Origin of the sequence: Niallia sp. Man26, from assembly GCF_022049065.2 — a bacterium.
Taxonomy (GTDB): Bacteria; Bacillota; Bacilli; order Bacillales; family Cytobacillaceae; genus Niallia.
On sequence record NZ_CP095744.1, the window covers coordinates 94,696 to 110,264 of the forward strand.

General features: G+C 37.2%; 18 protein-coding genes. 15 read left to right on the plus strand and 3 right to left on the minus strand.

The window, feature by feature from the left end:
- The first annotated feature begins 43 nt into the window (after positions 1–43).
- On the plus strand, positions 44–1,384 hold the full coding sequence (locus L8T27_RS19940) for an MFS transporter (protein ID WP_237942536.1): 1,341 nt from the start codon (positions 44–46) through the stop codon (positions 1,382–1,384).
- Positions 1,385–1,442: 58 nt separating this feature from the next.
- A complete protein-coding gene (locus tag L8T27_RS19945) occupies positions 1,443–4,154 on the plus strand; it encodes an alpha-L-rhamnosidase (RefSeq protein ID WP_248574490.1) in 2,712 nt (903 codons plus the stop codon).
- Positions 4,155–4,198: 44 nt separating this feature from the next.
- Here the strand turns inward: L8T27_RS19945 and L8T27_RS19950 are convergent, their stop codons facing one another.
- Complete coding sequence (locus L8T27_RS19950; protein ID WP_233315422.1) at positions 4,199–5,014, minus strand: MurR/RpiR family transcriptional regulator; 816 nt, start codon at positions 5,012–5,014, stop codon at positions 4,199–4,201.
- Between the two features lie 163 nt (positions 5,015–5,177).
- Between L8T27_RS19950 and L8T27_RS19955 the strand changes: the two genes are divergently transcribed.
- From L8T27_RS19955 to L8T27_RS19995, 9 genes are all read left to right on the plus strand, one after another.
- Positions 5,178–6,035 carry a DUF8171 family membrane protein gene (locus L8T27_RS19955; protein WP_233315421.1) on the plus strand — a complete coding sequence of 286 codons (858 nt, stop codon included), beginning with the start codon at positions 5,178–5,180 and terminating at the stop codon, positions 6,033–6,035.
- A complete protein-coding gene (locus L8T27_RS19960) occupies positions 6,032–7,735 on the plus strand; it encodes an ABC transporter ATP-binding protein (protein WP_233315420.1) in 1,704 nt (567 codons plus the stop codon). Before L8T27_RS19955 ends, L8T27_RS19960 begins: the two co-directional genes overlap by 4 nt.
- Positions 7,714–8,523 (plus strand): energy-coupling factor transporter transmembrane component T family protein, encoded by an 810-nt coding sequence (locus tag L8T27_RS19965; RefSeq protein ID WP_233315419.1) that lies wholly within the window; start codon positions 7,714–7,716, stop codon positions 8,521–8,523. The genes L8T27_RS19960 and L8T27_RS19965 overlap by 22 nt, the downstream gene beginning before the upstream one ends.
- 30 nt (positions 8,524–8,553) lie before the next feature.
- Positions 8,554–9,324 (plus strand): PHP domain-containing protein, encoded by a 771-nt coding sequence (locus tag L8T27_RS19970; RefSeq protein ID WP_233315418.1) that lies wholly within the window; start codon positions 8,554–8,556, stop codon positions 9,322–9,324.
- Positions 9,325–9,423: 99 nt separating this feature from the next.
- A complete protein-coding gene (locus L8T27_RS19975) occupies positions 9,424–9,636 on the plus strand; it encodes a DUF6366 family protein (protein WP_233315417.1) in 213 nt (70 codons plus the stop codon).
- A 41-nt stretch (positions 9,637–9,677) separates the two neighbouring features.
- Positions 9,678–10,013, plus strand: a complete 336-nt coding sequence (locus L8T27_RS19980; RefSeq protein WP_233315416.1) for an MmcQ/YjbR family DNA-binding protein — start codon at positions 9,678–9,680, stop codon at positions 10,011–10,013.
- A 76-nt stretch (positions 10,014–10,089) separates the two neighbouring features.
- Positions 10,090–10,566 (plus strand): small multi-drug export protein, encoded by a 477-nt coding sequence (locus L8T27_RS19985; RefSeq protein WP_233315415.1) that lies wholly within the window; start codon positions 10,090–10,092, stop codon positions 10,564–10,566.
- Between the two features lie 32 nt (positions 10,567–10,598).
- A complete protein-coding gene (locus L8T27_RS19990; RefSeq protein ID WP_233315414.1) occupies positions 10,599–10,781 on the plus strand; it encodes a PspC domain-containing protein in 183 nt (60 codons plus the stop codon).
- A gap of 121 nt (positions 10,782–10,902) precedes the next feature.
- Entirely contained in the window at positions 10,903–11,088 is a 186-nt protein-coding gene (locus L8T27_RS19995) for a hypothetical protein (protein ID WP_237942541.1), read from the plus strand.
- A 372-nt stretch (positions 11,089–11,460) separates the two neighbouring features.
- Here the strand turns inward: L8T27_RS19995 and L8T27_RS20000 are convergent, their stop codons facing one another.
- A complete protein-coding gene (locus L8T27_RS20000) occupies positions 11,461–11,955 on the minus strand; it encodes a DMT family transporter (RefSeq protein ID WP_233315412.1) in 495 nt (164 codons plus the stop codon).
- A 221-nt stretch (positions 11,956–12,176) separates the two neighbouring features.
- Here L8T27_RS20000 and L8T27_RS20005 point away from each other — a divergent pair, with 221 nt between their 5' ends.
- From L8T27_RS20005 to L8T27_RS20020, 4 genes are all read left to right on the plus strand, one after another.
- Positions 12,177–12,575, plus strand: a complete 399-nt coding sequence (locus L8T27_RS20005) for a cytidine deaminase (RefSeq protein ID WP_233315411.1) — start codon at positions 12,177–12,179, stop codon at positions 12,573–12,575.
- Positions 12,576–12,783: 208 nt separating this feature from the next.
- Positions 12,784–13,230, plus strand: coding sequence for a hypothetical protein (locus L8T27_RS20010; RefSeq protein WP_237942543.1), 447 nt, complete (start codon positions 12,784–12,786; stop codon positions 13,228–13,230).
- Between the two features lie 2 nt (positions 13,231–13,232).
- Complete coding sequence (locus tag L8T27_RS20015; protein WP_233315409.1) at positions 13,233–13,451, plus strand: helix-turn-helix transcriptional regulator; 219 nt, start codon at positions 13,233–13,235, stop codon at positions 13,449–13,451.
- Between the two features lie 47 nt (positions 13,452–13,498).
- Positions 13,499–14,215: a DUF4386 domain-containing protein gene (locus L8T27_RS20020; protein WP_237942545.1), complete on the plus strand. Its 717-nt coding sequence runs from the start codon at positions 13,499–13,501 to the stop codon at positions 14,213–14,215.
- 84 nt (positions 14,216–14,299) lie between these two features.
- Here L8T27_RS20020 and L8T27_RS20025 read toward each other — a convergent pair whose 3' ends face one another.
- The gene (locus L8T27_RS20025; RefSeq protein ID WP_237942547.1) at positions 14,300–15,352 is read right to left on the minus strand and encodes a LacI family DNA-binding transcriptional regulator; all 1,053 of its coding nucleotides are present in this window, start codon (positions 15,350–15,352) and stop codon (positions 14,300–14,302) included.
- Between the last annotated feature and the right edge of the window lie 217 nt (positions 15,353–15,569).

The following is a 15,569-nucleotide window of genomic DNA, read 5'->3' on the forward strand; positions in this document are numbered from 1 at the left end:
AATATGATAACGTTTACAAATTAAGGTTAAAGGGGGTTTTAATATGAAGAATACTGGTTCACTTGCATTAAAAGAAAAGCTTGCTTTTGGCATGGGTGCTTTCGGTAAGGATTTTGTTTATATCTTTATATCGATGTATCTTTTGTACTTTTATACAGATGTACTGCAGATTCCGGCGACAACAGCTGGTGCTATCCTTTTAATCGTTCGCCTTGTAGATGCGCTGTTTGATCTGCCTTTTGGTTTTTTAGTGGATAAAACGAGGACTAGATGGGGAAAGCTGCGACCGTACTTGCTATTTGGAGCGGTTCCTTACGGAGCTTGCGCTGCATTCTTATTCTATGCTCCTGCTTTTTCTCAGTCAGGAAAGATTTTTTATGCTTTCACTTTATATTTATTGATTAGCATTTTATACAGTATTGTCAGCATTCCTCATGCAGCTTTAAACACAGTAATGACAGATAATATTCAAGAAAGAGCACATCTTTCTAAATACTTGGTTATGTTCTCAGGAATCGCTGCAGCTGTAGCAGGAGTTATTACTGTTCCGATTGTTAGTTTGTTTCCAAATGAAAAGAGCGGCTATTTTTTTATGGGAGCATCATTAGGAATGTTAGCGATCATTTTTATTCTACTTTGTTTTAGGGGAACAACAGAACAGGTTACAAATACGGATAACAAATCAGTACCGTTAAGACTTGCACTGAAAACTGTCATGACAAATATTCCATTTTTGATATTATGTGCTTCGTTCCTATTGGCCCAGCTTAGCTTAGGAATTCGCGGTGCTGCCGGTATCTATTACTTTATCTATAATGTAGGCAACGCCAATCTATTCAGTATCGTTTCTGGTATTGGCGGAATTATCGGGTTAGTTTTAACATTCTTGTCTCCATTGCTCGCATTGAGGATAGGCATGAAAAAATATTATATTCTTGTAGGTGCATTTACTGTTATAGATTTTCTCTTGATTTACTTTACACCAGTAAGCAATATTCCACTGGTTTTAACGCTTAATATTATGGCAGGAACATTGACTGGATTAACGATGTTTGCTGGTTGGGGCATGCTTCCAGATGCCATTTCCTATTCTATTAAAAGGAATGGGTTGCATATAGAAGGTGTTTATTATTCTCTTTACAACTTTATTCAAAAGCTGGGAACTTCCCTTGCCGGCGGTCTTGCTGGCTTTGTGTTAGCTGCATATGGCTATCAAACAGGCAATGCGCCAACTCCTCAAAGCTTAGAAGGAATTCTCGTAACATCTGCATTAATACCAGCAGCTTGTGCCCTTCTGTTTTCTATATTAATGGTGTTTTATAACTCCAATAAGGCAGAAGCAATAAACTCACAGATAGAAGGTGACCGTTCCAATGTGTTGTAAGGTTAAGGTGGATAACTTAAAAGTTGAAAACCAGGTAAACCCAATGGGAATAGATATAATGAAACCACGATTTAGCTGGACAATTCTTTCATCTAATCATAATGTTTTGCAAACGGCGTATCACATTATAGTGACAGATGAGCAGGGGATAAAAGTATGGAATTCAAACAAAGTAGAAACGGATCAGTCAGTATGGATTGAATATAATGGCTCTCCCCTCCAGTCTCGAACACGTTACAGCTGGCAAGTTAAGATTTGGGATAATCATGGAAATGAGACAGATTGGAGTGTGCCGCAAAATCTGGAAATGGGTTTATTATGCAAAGAAGATTGGCTGGCAGCATGGGTAGAACCAGAGCAGCAAGAGGCAGTTGAGGAAGCGGAGATTACTGTTCAAGACATATTTTCAGGAGCGTTAAAGGGGGAGAGTCTTGAGGAAAGAACGAAAAATCTTCATCCGCCAAAGCGGTTAAGACGATTGTTTACAATTAATAAGACGGTAAAAAAAGCCCGTCTCTATATGACAAGTCATGGTATTTATAAGCTGGAACTAAACGGGCGGAAACTAGAAAATATTGAATTTGCTCCAGACTTTACAGCATATAATGTTCATTTGCAATATCAGACATACGATGTGACTGGATATATAAACAAAGGGGAAAATGCCCTTGGTGTAGAATTGGCAGATGGCTGGTATATCGGCCGGATTCAGTTAACAGGCCATAGCTGCCAATATGGTAATAAATTAGGTGTGCTGCTCCAATTAGAGATTGAATTAGAGGATGGAACGAAAGAAATTATCACCTCAGATGAACAGTTTGTGTCAAGCTCAGGACCTTGGCAATATGCTGATTTGTTTATAGGCGAAAGCTATGATGCCCGTCTAGAGCAAGAGAATTGGAGCTGTGCAGAGTATGATGCTGCAGACTGGACTCCGGTTAAAAGAGCAGAATATTCCTTGGGAAATCTTTCTGCCCAATATGGTCCTGTTGTAAAAGCAATGGAGGAAATTGCTCCCCGAGAAATACATTATGAAGAGGATGGAGCTCAAATCATTGATTTTGGCCAAGTGATCGCTGGCCGCATGCGTATTCAAATGACTGTTCCTAGAGATACAAGGATAATTTTTGAGCATAGTGAGGTATTAGATGAAAACGGCAAATTTTTTATGAATATTATGGGCAGAAATAAAGATCAAACGAACTTTTATGTGGCAAAAGGGGATGACAGAGAGACATATGAACCAAGCTTTGTGTTCCATGGCTTCCGGTATGTGCGAGTAACTGGTCATCCGACACCTATTCAAACAGAAGATATTACAGCAGTTGTTTTATACAGCGATATGGAGATGACAGGGAACTTCACTTGTTCAGATGAGCGCCTAAATCGCCTGCAGCAAAACATTCAGTGGAGCCAAAAAACAAATATGCTGTCGATCCCGACAGATTGTCCGCAGCGGGAACGGGCTGGATGGACAGGTGATATTCAAGTGTTTGCTCCTACAGCTGCATATAATATGGATGTTTCTTCCTTCCTAACGAGGTGGCTTAAGGATGTTCGTTTAGAACAGTTTCCTGACGGGCAAATTGCTAACTATGTACCAACTGGAAAATATTATGTGAATGAAAGTAAAGCTAGTTTTGGAAATCTTTCAAGTGCAGGCTGGGGAGATGCTATCATTATCGTCCCATGGGTGCTGTATGAAAGATATGGTGATACAAGAATTTTAGAAGAGAATTATACTGCAATGACAAAGTGGTTGAATTATGTTCGGCAAACAGCAGAGTCAGAAATTCCTGACAGTTTAAAGGATGAACAAGATGCTGTTCGCTTAAATCGGCAAAAATATTTATGGAACACAGGCTTCCATTTTGGAGATTGGCTCATACCAAGCATGAAGGATCCAATTGAAAGTGCACTTAAGACAAAAGAACTTGTAGCCACATGCTTTTATGCCAATTCGGCTTTGCTTTTAGCGAAAATTTCCATTATCCTTGGCAAAAAAGAAACAGCAGCTATGTATGAGGAATTAAATCAACAGATTCGAAAAGCCTTTGAAGAAGAGTATATAGATAAGAACGGCAGAGTATCCTCACCTACACAAGGGATCTATATTTTAGCGCTGCAAATGAATATGGTTTCGGATAGTAAACGTCCTCTCGTAGTAAACCAGCTGATTCAATTAATTAAAGAGAATGGATATAAGTTAGACACGGGCTTTTTATCGATTTCATACTTAATGGATGTGTTGTGTAAAGAGGGCGAGCACGAAACAGCTTACCGTTTGCTTTTTCAAACACAATGTCCCTCCTGGTTATATGAGGTGGAAAATGGAGCAACAACGATTTGGGAGTCGTGGTCTGCAATTGCTCCAGACGGAACGGTCGGCCATATGTCCTTTAACCACTATGCTTTTGGCTGTGTAGGGGATTGGTTATATCGTTATATTGCCGGGATTAATCCAGGCGAGCCTGGATATAAAACGAGCATCATTGAACCACATACAGATTGTGGATTAACGTCGGCAGCTGCTGAAATAAATACGAAGTACGGAAAATTAAGCTCCTCTTGGACAAAAACAGACAATTTGGTGACATTGATTGTTGAGGTGCCTGCTAATACGACAGCAACAGTTGTGCTGTCACATAAATCAAATATACGATTAAATGGTACAGTCCTTGAAAATGATGAAAATGAACGTTTACAAATTCAAATTGGCAGCGGTTCTTATCAATTTGATTTTGCTGACAATTATGTTCCCCAATCATGATAAGAAAACAACATCCTTCCCAAACAGACAGGATGTTGTTTTTTTTAACGAGGCAGATAATTTTTAAATCTTTTACGAAGTAAATCAAGCTGCTCCATATTTTTTAATGATGTACCTGATTTGCCTATTTCCACAATCAAATTTTCCATCAGAAAAAGAGGGGCAATCATCGAATGGAATTCATTTTTTTCGCCTCTATCTGCATAAAGCAAAATGTCAAACTTTACAGGAGCTTCCAATACAGATTGATCACTGACAACAATGGTTTTACATTTTTTTTGACTAGCATGCTTTAGGAGTACCTCTGCCTCCTTCAAAAGCCTTCCAAAGCTGAAGAGCAGAACAGAATCATGCTCATCGATGTGTATAAGCTCCTCCATTATTTCACTCCCCAGCCACCGGATAATCCGTACATCCTGTCCATAACGGCGCAGCCGATAGCATAATAGCTCACCTAAACCAAAAGAAGGACCAGGAGCATAGATAAATAACTTATTAGTGTTGCGAATGCAAGATACCGCCTGTTCAAACGTCTCTTTTTGGAAAAAATTCAAGGTAGCTTGCAGATGCTGAATACTCCGGTTTAAATGATGGCTTTGCAAGTTGGAATATTCTAAATCTGTCATCGTGTTCAGCAATTTTTTAGCTGGTGTAACATCTCGTTTTTCCTTCAAAAATTGTTTGAATTCCTTCAAGTTTTTAAAGCCGACTGCATTCCAAAAACGAGATACAGAAGCAATACTAACACCGGCTGCCTTTGCTATGTCCTTTTCAGTAGAAATAAGAACAGCAGATTCATTGTGAACAATCCAATTTCCAACTCTGCAATGACTTGGTGACAACGAATTTAGGTCAAACATCGATTCTCTCCTTTTTCTTTCATCGTAGCATGAAGTGATAAAAAAATATCAAAATGTAAGAAAATGATAAAAAGTTTACAGTATTCTTACAATTGTCATATCGGATATTTATATTGCCTTCTTACAATGAAATAGAAGTTTAACTAAGAAGGGAGCTAGCACTATGAAACAAAAGTACACACTTACCCAGTCACAAAAAATGATGGTTTTTATTTTGTCTATGTCACTTTACGGCCTGTCCAACATGATTACTGAACTTGTACCTTCCATTTATTTAGGCCCAGTCGAATTTTCCATTGAGTACTTTGCTTTTATTCCTCTTACATTATGTATCTTGTTTCACCCGCTAATTGCTGGTGTTGGTGCGGCATTAGGAGAGATTATCTTCGGAGAAATAATGCTCGGTCAATTCGGAGGGTTTGGCGAGCTGGAGAAGTTTATCTCTTTTTCTCTAGCCATGTATATAGCTGGAATAATGGTCAAAGATCCAAGAAATAAACGGCAGGTTGGGATTGCTGCGATAACTGGAGTAACTATTCATCAATTAATCAGCATGATGGTTGATATTGGAAAAGTATGGATAGGGGTAGATGATTTTGAAACACTTCCAGGTCTTGCCGAAAGTGTTGTAGTAGTAGAGGGCTTTTCTTTCCTGAATGATATTCTATTTTCCGGAATCTTATTTGCCTTACTGCCAACACTGTATCTTGTCCCGCGCCTTTACGGCAAGATAGAACCATTGCTAGGTATGAAGCCGCGGACGCCTGATAATTCTTATGCTATTACGGGTATCTTGCATCCGAAGTTAATTATTCCTTCTATTGTATTGGCAATGGCTGCATTTGGTTTTGAGTACTTATCAGAAACAGATTTAAACATATTCGAATGGGAGGCATCCTTTTCAAGTTTGTCAGAATCGATGCTAACACTGATTTCCATCGTTGTTGCCGCAATAGTCACTGTTTCTATCATTATTGCTCTTTTAAAACGTTCTAAGAAGGAAAGGAATAAAGCAGCATGAACTCATTAATAGACATAAAGAATGTAAGCTTTACTTATCCAAACGAGAAAGAACCAATCCTTAAGGATGTCCATCTGACAGTAGAAAAAGGAGAGTTTTTAGCTGTTATTGGAGGAAATGGAAGCGGGAAGTCGACACTATGCAAGCTTTTAAACGGCTTAATTCCTCATTATTATTCAGGCGATTTTGAAGGAGAAGCGGTCATTAATGGTCTAAATTCGGCAACAAGTACGGTAGCAGAGCTGTCTGAGCATGTTGGCTATGTGTATCAAGATTTCGAAAACCAAATCGTCCAGGCGCGGGTTTTAGAGGATGCAGCCTTTGCTCCATTGCATTTTGGTTATTCCGATTATCTGGAAAGAGCACGGAACGCCCTTACAATTGTCGGTTTACAAGATTATGAGGACGAATTTGTGTGGCAGCTGAGCGGAGGGCAAAAGCATTTGCTGGCTTTGGCAGGATGTCTCGCTTTAAATCCGGAAATTATTGTATTAGATGAACCGATTGCACAGCTTGACCCATACCATGCAAAGCAGATGTATGAGATATTGCGAAAGCTTCATTGCGAGCACAATAAAACGATAATTGTGATTGAACATCATACAGAGTTTATTGCTGAATATTGCTCTGAAGTGCTGTTATTAGATAAAGGGAAGATTGTCTGGAAGAAATCTGTTAAAGAAGCGCTGACTGCAGTTTCTGACTTAACGGTACGCAATATTTTTCCACCGCAAGTAACTCAGGCAGCAAACGCACTTAAACTTGAAACATTGCCAATTACGCTAAGAGAAGCTTGTGATACCTTTGCAGAGTTTAAAAGACACGAATTGTCTAGTAGTAATGGTGTCAGTTCTTCATCCATATCAAAACCAGTAGCAGAATTTAAAGAGGTAGATTTCTCCTATCAAACGGTGGAGCGGTCGTATAAAAAGATACTAGAAAACATAAATATCTCGTTTTATCAAGGCGAGAAGGTGGCAATCGTCGGCAATAATGGTGCTGGAAAATCCACGCTGCTTCGGTTATTGACAGGCTTTCGCAAGCCTCAATCAGGCCAAGTTTACGTAAAGGGAAAGCTTACTGCAAAACAGTCGCCAGAAAAGCTTGCAGATATTGTCACATATATCTATCAAAATCCAGAACAGATGTTTATTGAAGATTCTGTCCGCAAAGATGTGGAATTCTATTTAAAAGCACGTAACCGAAAGGGATATGAAGAAACCGTAGATTATATTCTTGAACTTTTTCATTTAACAGAATTGCAGAATAAAGACAGCAGGCTTATGAGTGGTGGCCAACAGAGGAGAGCATCTTTAGCTATAGGAGCTGCTATGGATCCAGCTGTTATCTTGCTTGATGAACCGACAGCCAATCTTGATATTGCCACACGCAAGCAGTTAATTCAATTTATTGATAAATTGGCTGACAGAACGGAGCTAGTTTTAATGGCTACTCATGATATGCAGCTTGTCAGTGAGTGGGCGACACGTGTGGTGGTAATGAATAATGGCCAAATTATTTATGATGGCAATAAAGACGGATTATTTTCTAACCCTATGCTGATGAGAAGGGCAGGAATCATTCCACCGCAAATTGTGGAGTTATCGCATCAATTAAACATAACTCCTGCGAAATATACGATTGACTCATTTATTGAACTTTTTCAGGAGGAACCAGGATGGATTATGCAAAAAACATGATAGACAAGCTGAATGTAGAGCAAATGAAAATCGAATTAATGAACACAGCTTATGCGAATGATAATACGTTCATTGCAAAATTAGACCCGCGTATCCTATTTATCTGGTATGGTTTTTTCGGAATTGCACCATGGTTTATCCATAATGCAGCTATTTTAACAGGAATGCTTGCTGCCACCATTGTGACAACTGTAATGACGAAAGTGAGCAGGCTGATTTTAGTTGTATTGATTCTGGGAATCCTCGGTCAAGGGGGCTATCTCATTATTGCCACATTATTTTTTGGCGGAGATTTCATTGTATTATTGCCTTTAATCACACTGACCGTTAAGCTGGCAGTCATATCCCTTGCAAGTATTACGGTTTTTTGTTCAATGAGCCCTGAAAAACTGAGTGTAGGTTTATTAAGTATTGGGGTGCCAGGCCAAGTTTCATTTTCGATTTCCTACGGATACAGAATGCTTCCGTTGCTCCTTGAGGAATATAACCATGTGTTTATGTCATATAGGTTAAGAGGGAGAGCACCACAAAGGCAGGGATTTCTGTATTGGAGAATAACCTGTTACTTTATTAAGCTGGCAGTCTTGTCCTTTTATCCTCTTCTGCTCAGCATTGCAAAACGTGCAAGAACAACGGTGGAAGCGCTTGAAACAAAAGGGAGCAGAAATGCTTTCAAAAATCCTGATGTAAAAAAATTAAAGCTGCAATCACTAAAAATTCGCAAAAATGATTACGTATTTTTAGCAATCAGCAGTCTTTATGTTATTTCGTTATTTTTATTTTCTTAAAAACTAATAATCTTAAAGGAGCTTAAAATCATGAAGATAGATCTACATACACATGTGAAAATTTCTAAGAAATCGGAGTTTTCACCAGACTATTTTACGACAATGTTAAAAGAGGCAAGAGATGCTGGATTAAATGCCATTGCACTGACTGAGCATTTTAATACTCAAAACTTTCTGGACGTTTATAGCTATTTGGATCGTCATTATGCTTATATAGAAGACTATTATGAAGTAGAAGGGATTAAGATCTTCCCCGGAATGGAGGTAGATGTAAAAGAAGTTGGACATATTCTTATCATAAGTAATCGTCAATCTATTGTGCAGATGTTTAATAAGCTGCAATCTCATTTAGAGGAGGAGAATTTCATCTCACTTGCTGCCTTAATCGATCTTGCTGATTCATATCATGCAGTCAAAATTGGCGGTCATCCCTTCCGGCCAAGCACACCTCTTACCCAGCATGATCCGGGCCAGTTAAAAAGACTAGATGCGCTTGACTTAAATGGAAAAGACCTCTATTCGATAGGCATAGAAGAAAACAGCGAAAGTGTATATTGGCTGGCTGATAAACTAGATATTCCAGTTGTTGCCGGAAGTGATACACATCAATTTCTTCAATACGGTTCCGTTTATAACCAATTAGAAACAGACTGTTCGACGATTACAGAATTAAAGACAGCAATTCAGAATAGACAGTATTCAGTACAGATTTCACCTGATCTTCATCTGCGTGTCCGTTCGGCCACATTAGCTAAAAAGCTCTTGAAGCAGCTGCTTGCTAAAAAAGAAGCAATTAAATAAATAATGGAGACTGCTTATGGCAGTCTCTTTTTTTGTTGTAATAAAAGAAGCAAATTAATATGTTATAATGGTAAAAAAAGTAAGAGGCGGAGGAGTTACATGAAAGAAACGAAAGAAACAGCGGAGCGAAAACGAGAAAGATTACGACAACAAGAGATAAAAGGAAATCCAGCAGGAAATTTGCGTGATTCTTTCAATCGAGCAGAGACTGGCGGCCTCGTTGATTTAGTCGGCAGCTTAGGGGGGAAGGGCACGGGAATACTTATTCTTGTCATCATTATTGCAGTTATAGTAGTATCTCTATTAGGTTAAATGGAAAGGACAGAAATTTAATCCTTGGAAAAGGGGCAACAATGGAAAGCAGAAAGGAAGCAATTGATTTTTGTTTGCGTTTAGAAAATACATATGAAGATTACCCGTTTCGTGATAAGAATTGGACGGTAATCCGTCATAAAGAAAATAAGAAAGTGTTTGCGTGGATCTTTGAAAAAGATGAACGTATTTGGATTAATGTAAAAGCAGAGCCTGGTTTTCTCGAGTATTGGCGTCAAATCCATGACTCAGTAGTACCGGCATTTCATCTTAATAAAAACCACTGGAATTCAATAATTCTTGATGGTTCAGTTCCACAGGCTGAAATATCTGATATGATTCAACAAAGCTACCGGCTGACTAGTAAAAAACGATAAAACGCGCAGATTATAGAAACTTTTTCCATCATGAGTCGTATTAAATATTAACCAAAAATTAAGGGAGCTGTTTTAGATGATGGATTGGGTTCAACAGGCAGATGGAATATGGCAATATGCGGCGTTATTTATCGTTTCTTTATTGCCATTCCTTGATGTTTTTTACCTTATTCCAGCTGGAATTTTGTTAGATATGTCACCTGTTGCTGTCGGTATAATTGCTTTTTTAGGGAATTTTCTTATGGTGTTAGTTTTTGCAATATTCTTTAAACAAATCTCTGACTGGAGAAATAGACGGAGACAAAAAAAGGGGAAATTAGAGCCAACTAAAAGAGAAACAAGAGCAAGACATATTTGGGAAAAATACGGTCTTCCCGTATTTGCATTACTTTCACCCGCCATTCTTGGAACAGATTTAGCTGCGCTAATGGCACTTTTATTCGGATTATCTAAAGTTAGAGTGATTTCTTGGCTTGGTATTAGTCTAGTAATTTGGTCTGTTGTTACAACCATTGCCTCTGTTTATGGCCTTCCGTACCTTATTAATTATTAATAACTAGATTATATAGGATGGGGGAATGAATCGTGAAACACACTATCAGAAAATCAGCAACAGACAAATCAATTTCCGGTGTTTGCGGAGGACTGGCTGAGCACTTTGGCATTTCTTCTTTTTCGGTAAGATTGGTATTTATCTTTTTGCCTGGAAATGTACTGATTTATTTAATTTTAGTAAATATAATGGGCGATAGTCCTCCATCCTTATAATTTTTCTTTGATAACAGGGTGACTTTCAATATGTTTCATCTTGTTTTCAGCATCATATATAAACAAATGATAATTAAAAAAGCAATATAATAAGTGCTTGATTAAAGGAGATTAAATTACATTGCGAGCAGTCTTTGCAGTTATTCTTATTATTATTGGCAGTATTTTGCTTAGTATTACCTTTTATGATGAATTGGTTAAAACGATTATTTATAAACTGGTAGGTTTTTCTATGATGAGTATAGGTGTTGTTAATCTCAGAAAGTTTACAAGAAGGAGAAGAAAGGAAAAGCATAGTGCAAGATGATGAAGCTCCCCGCAGGATGCAGGGGAGATTTTTGTTTTTAGCTAGGAAAGGAATTTTATTTGAAACTTTCTTTTTTGCTCGGAAATTTCGTTATGGTGTAATCATAATTGATTGGTCGTTTTCTTCATATCATTTAAGACGATAGCTACAAAAGCTGCTACCGCGAAAAATATTTGCTGCTATTATGCTTAAAATCATCAAATTGATCTAGTCCTTCTTTACTGCTCACAAGAATAAGCCACTGTATAATAATGACCAAATTAGTGGCGGAGCAAAAGTAATATCAGTAATGGATTCGTTAAAACTACAATGACAAACAGGAAACATCCGCCTATTAGCATTTGCCATGTAGTCATTTTTATTGTGTCGTAATTAGGCACATGCCCAAAAGAAGGCAGCCAGAACAATTAGACCTTCTCCCAAAACTGTTCGGTCAAAGCTTAGATGTTTTATTTGTGGACCAATAATGAGGAAGAGTCCTATGGCCCCAATAACGAACCCTGTTGTTTTTTTAGCTGTTAATCTTTCATTTAAGAAATAATGAGCTGGTACACTTATAATAGGCATGGTATAAACTAGTACAGAAGATAGGCCTGAGCTGACAAACTGCATGCCAAATGTAGATAATCCATAATAACCTAAGCACATCAATGTACTCATAATTATTAATTTACCCCAGTCAGCTTTTTTCGGAAATAACTTAGTTTTTCGGACAGCTTGGACAATAAATAATGGGATAGCGCCAATTAAAAGACGCAAGGCAGTAAAAAGGAAAGGAGGCATATAGTTAAGCCTGATTTTCATCGGAACCCATAAATAACCCCAAATAAATGTGACCATAATAATAGAAATAATGATTTTTAACATCTTACATACAACCTTTTAAATAATAGTGCAGTTATTATCCTAATGGCTGGTGTTAACTCCATGTTAATGGGAAATTATAAAAAAATGAAGTAGTATAGAGCGGCAGAATTTTTTGGTTGACAAATATTTCGGAAAATTTTAATATGAAAGTCCTGCCAATTAAATGTTTGGCATAAAGGGAACTTTGAAAAGTTCATTCTTCTTTGAAAGGGATGGCTAGTATGAATAAAGAACAATTGGTGGAAAGTGCACGCAAGATTAAGGAAAGCGCATACGCACCTTACTCTAAGTTTCCAGTTGGTGCAGCATTATTGCTTAAAGATGGCACCGTAATTAATGGAGTTAATGTTGAAAATGTATCATTAGGTGCAACAAATTGTGCCGAACGAACAGCTATTTTCACGGCAATTGCTAATGGATATAAAAAAGGAGACTTTAGTGCTATTGCTGTTTCCGGTAATACGGAAGATTATCTTCCGCCCTGCAGTATTTGCAGACAAGTATTGGCGGAATTCTGTTTGCCAGATATGCCTGTATATTTAACAAATGAGAAGAAAGAAATATTAGAATTGAGTTTAAAGGATTTATTGCCTTACGCTTTTACAGATTTAGATATGTAATAAAATAAGGGCGAGTTTTGAATAATCTTCAAAGCTTGCTTTTTTATTGTTTTCAAACAAATAGGGCAAGAGAATTAGAAAATAGTTAGAAAACTAAGATTATTTGCTCAATTTATTCTAAACTCCTTGATTTGATGTAAAGTTTACTATACATTATGTATAAGAAACTTTACTAATTGTCAAATTAAATATACAAAGGATGTTGAGGATGACTTATCAAGAAAAGAAAAGTATTGTATCGATTATCAGTTCGATTGTTATTTTTGCCGCTTTTTCATTTTACATGTCCCCCCAGTACCCTAGAGGAGATTTGATAGTAAATGAAACCTTACGTTTTTGGGGTACCTTTGTTCTTCTCTTGACATTAATTTCTATCATGGCCCATATCTTTATTAGCATTATTTTTAATATTGTATTTAGAATAACGACCAATGAAAAGGAACCATCCTTTGAAGATGAACTAGATAAGATTATTGCTCTTAAAGCAAACCGCAATTCCTTTTTTATATTTATCTTAGGCTTTCTTTTTTCCATGACAGCATTAGTACTTCTGCAACTATTGCAAGTAATGTTTATCATCCTCATCGCAGCTGGTTTTATCGCTGATATGACTGGATCCGTCACAAAACTTTATCACTACAGAAAAGGAGTTTAATCATGGGTAAACATCTTGTCGGCAATCATATCAGAAGATTGCGATTCAGCCATAACGAAATGACCCAGCAGCAATTGGCTGACAAGGTAGGCGTAACAAGACAAACAATCGTGGCACTCGAAAAGGGCAACTACTCCCCATCATTAGAACTAGCCTTTCGTATTTCCCATGTGTTTCAATTGCCGTTAGAGGAAATATTTTTTTATGAAAAAAATGTTTAAGGTGACCGTTTAACCGTTTTTGAATTTATTATGAAAAGGGGATTTTTATGAATTCAAACAAAAAGCAGGCTAGAATTGTAGGAGTATTTTTTATACTAGCAGCCGTTAGTGCAGTTGTAGGATTATTAATGTATGACCCAATTTTATCTAATTCTGACTATCTTACTGCAGGAGCTGAGCATTCAAACCAAATCCTGGTCGGTGCAGTTATGGAATTGATTCTCGTTGTTTCTGCAATTGGCACTGCTGTCACCATGTTTCCTTATCTAAAGAAATATGATGGAACGATTGCACTTTGGCATGTTAGTTTCCGGTTTTTTGAAGCAGTTATTATTGCAATTGGCATTATTAGTGTCTTGGCATTGCTGACATTAAGCCAAGAATTTATAGCAGCAAACTCTCCAAATTCAGAAACATATCATGCTTCTGGAACGGTTTTAAAAGCGATTCACGATTGGACGTTTTTACTTGGTCCTAACTTTATGCTTGGTATCAATACTATGATGTACAGTTATATATTTTATAAATCTAAACTTGTTCCAAGGTTTATCCCTATGATAGGTATGACTGGTGCTGTCCTTGTATTTAGCTGTTCTCTATTAGTAATGTTTGATGTGATTGAACAAGTATCTGTTTGGGGCGGGATATTAGCTTTGCCAGTAGCAGTAAATGAAATGACGTTGGCAGTTTGGCTCATTTTAAAGGGGTTTAATGAAACATCACTAAACAATCTGCCTCAAAAAAGAAAACAAAATGCTAGTTAACATGAATTGAAGAATAGTTAAAGAAAATCCGCCTAGTTTTTAGAAAGCTAAGCGGATTTTTTTTTGCATTTATTAAGTTGAGATTTAAAGGGAACTTTCCTGCTGAAGCTTATAAGGTATACAAGAATTTCTTTGAATAATCTCCGTATTGACAAGGCTTTGAGTAGCGCCAATATTAGCATTGGCAAGGTATGTGACTAGTTTTTCCACAGCTGATTTAGCCAGAATATCTTTTCTTACCTGAATCGTTGTGAGTTCAGGGCTTATAATGTTTGCTTCGTATATGTTATCAAAGCCCATGATTGATACTTGTTCTGGTACTTTGATGCCAAGCTCATGCAGTGTTTTAATAGTACTAATGGCCATATAATCATTTTCACAAAAGAAGGCAGAAGGAAGGCTCTTCAAGTTTGAAATAGCTTTTTTTAAGCTCTCTTGTGCCAAGACTTGCATAGGCGGCACTTCGAACACATTAGCTTCCCTCAGACTAAGGCCATGCTTGTCCAATGCTTGCAGAAAACCAGCCTCTCTTCGTGAAAAGTTATATATACGCATATTTGATTTAATAAAGCCAATTTCTCGGTGTCCTAGATTATACAGAAATTCTCCAGCTTGGTATCCGCCGAGAAAGTTATTAATGGAAACAAAACTCGTATTTGATGCTTCAAAAAGAGTATCCAATACAACGATGTTAGGATGCACAGATCTGGCTTCTTCAATCTTCTCTAATGTTAAGTCTGTGCCCAGTAAAAGAATCCCTGCTGATTCTTGCTCTGTTTCCAATTGGGACAAGTCATCCGCCAATTGATGGATATCAATAGAAGAGATAGCTAATGTAAATCCATTTTCCCTTACGATATCTGTTAAATAATTCAGCAGTTCACTAAAGAAGGGCTGGGAATCGTATTGTTCCGTAATTACTTCTGTGTTTTTACAAGCAACAAAGCGGATAATATGATTTTTCTTTAGTGGCGTATCATTTCTTTTTTTTACGGATCTAGGTTTATAACCATATTGCGAAGCTGTCTTCAAGATATGATCTTTTGTTTGCTGACTGATGCCGGGTTTATTATTAAAAGCCAAGGAAACAGCTGTTTTAGAAACACCGGCTAATCTTGCAATATCATCTATTTTCAATCGTATTCCTCCTATATTTCTCATCGTAACTTAATTATATCACTTTTACTCTGTTTAGTTTAGCGGATTTAGTTTAGTATAGTTTAGTAAATTTATGTGAAGAATACTGAAAAATACATTGACGTTAAAGGGTGTTGGTGTTAATATCTAATTGTAAAGCGGATACATTCAATAAAGTTTATATAAACTTAACTAAAATTATTATTTTTAATTTAGG

Excerpts from the sequence above, each read along its gene's own strand:
- L8T27_RS19940 (WP_237942536.1), top strand. The coding sequence starts at position 44 with ATGAAGAATACTGGTTCACTTGCATTAAAAGAAAAGCTTGCTTTTGGC.
- L8T27_RS19945 (WP_248574490.1), top strand. The coding sequence starts at position 1,443 with ATGAAACCACGATTTAGCTGGACAATTCTTTCATCTAATCATAATGTT.
- L8T27_RS19950 (WP_233315422.1), bottom strand. The coding sequence starts at position 5,014 with ATGTTTGACCTAAATTCGTTGTCACCAAGTCATTGCAGAGTTGGAAAT.
- L8T27_RS19955 (WP_233315421.1), top strand. The coding sequence starts at position 5,178 with ATGAAACAAAAGTACACACTTACCCAGTCACAAAAAATGATGGTTTTT.
- L8T27_RS19960 (WP_233315420.1), top strand. The coding sequence starts at position 6,032 with ATGAACTCATTAATAGACATAAAGAATGTAAGCTTTACTTATCCAAAC.
- L8T27_RS19965 (WP_233315419.1), top strand. The coding sequence starts at position 7,714 with ATGGATTATGCAAAAAACATGATAGACAAGCTGAATGTAGAGCAAATG.
- L8T27_RS19970 (WP_233315418.1), top strand. The coding sequence starts at position 8,554 with ATGAAGATAGATCTACATACACATGTGAAAATTTCTAAGAAATCGGAG.
- L8T27_RS19975 (WP_233315417.1), top strand. The coding sequence starts at position 9,424 with ATGAAAGAAACGAAAGAAACAGCGGAGCGAAAACGAGAAAGATTACGA.
- L8T27_RS19980 (WP_233315416.1), top strand. The coding sequence starts at position 9,678 with ATGGAAAGCAGAAAGGAAGCAATTGATTTTTGTTTGCGTTTAGAAAAT.
- L8T27_RS19985 (WP_233315415.1), top strand. The coding sequence starts at position 10,090 with ATGATGGATTGGGTTCAACAGGCAGATGGAATATGGCAATATGCGGCG.
- L8T27_RS20000 (WP_233315412.1), bottom strand. The coding sequence starts at position 11,955 with ATGTTAAAAATCATTATTTCTATTATTATGGTCACATTTATTTGGGGT.
- L8T27_RS20005 (WP_233315411.1), top strand. The coding sequence starts at position 12,177 with ATGAATAAAGAACAATTGGTGGAAAGTGCACGCAAGATTAAGGAAAGC.
- L8T27_RS20010 (WP_237942543.1), top strand. The coding sequence starts at position 12,784 with ATGACTTATCAAGAAAAGAAAAGTATTGTATCGATTATCAGTTCGATT.
- L8T27_RS20015 (WP_233315409.1), top strand. The coding sequence starts at position 13,233 with ATGGGTAAACATCTTGTCGGCAATCATATCAGAAGATTGCGATTCAGC.
- L8T27_RS20020 (WP_237942545.1), top strand. The coding sequence starts at position 13,499 with ATGAATTCAAACAAAAAGCAGGCTAGAATTGTAGGAGTATTTTTTATA.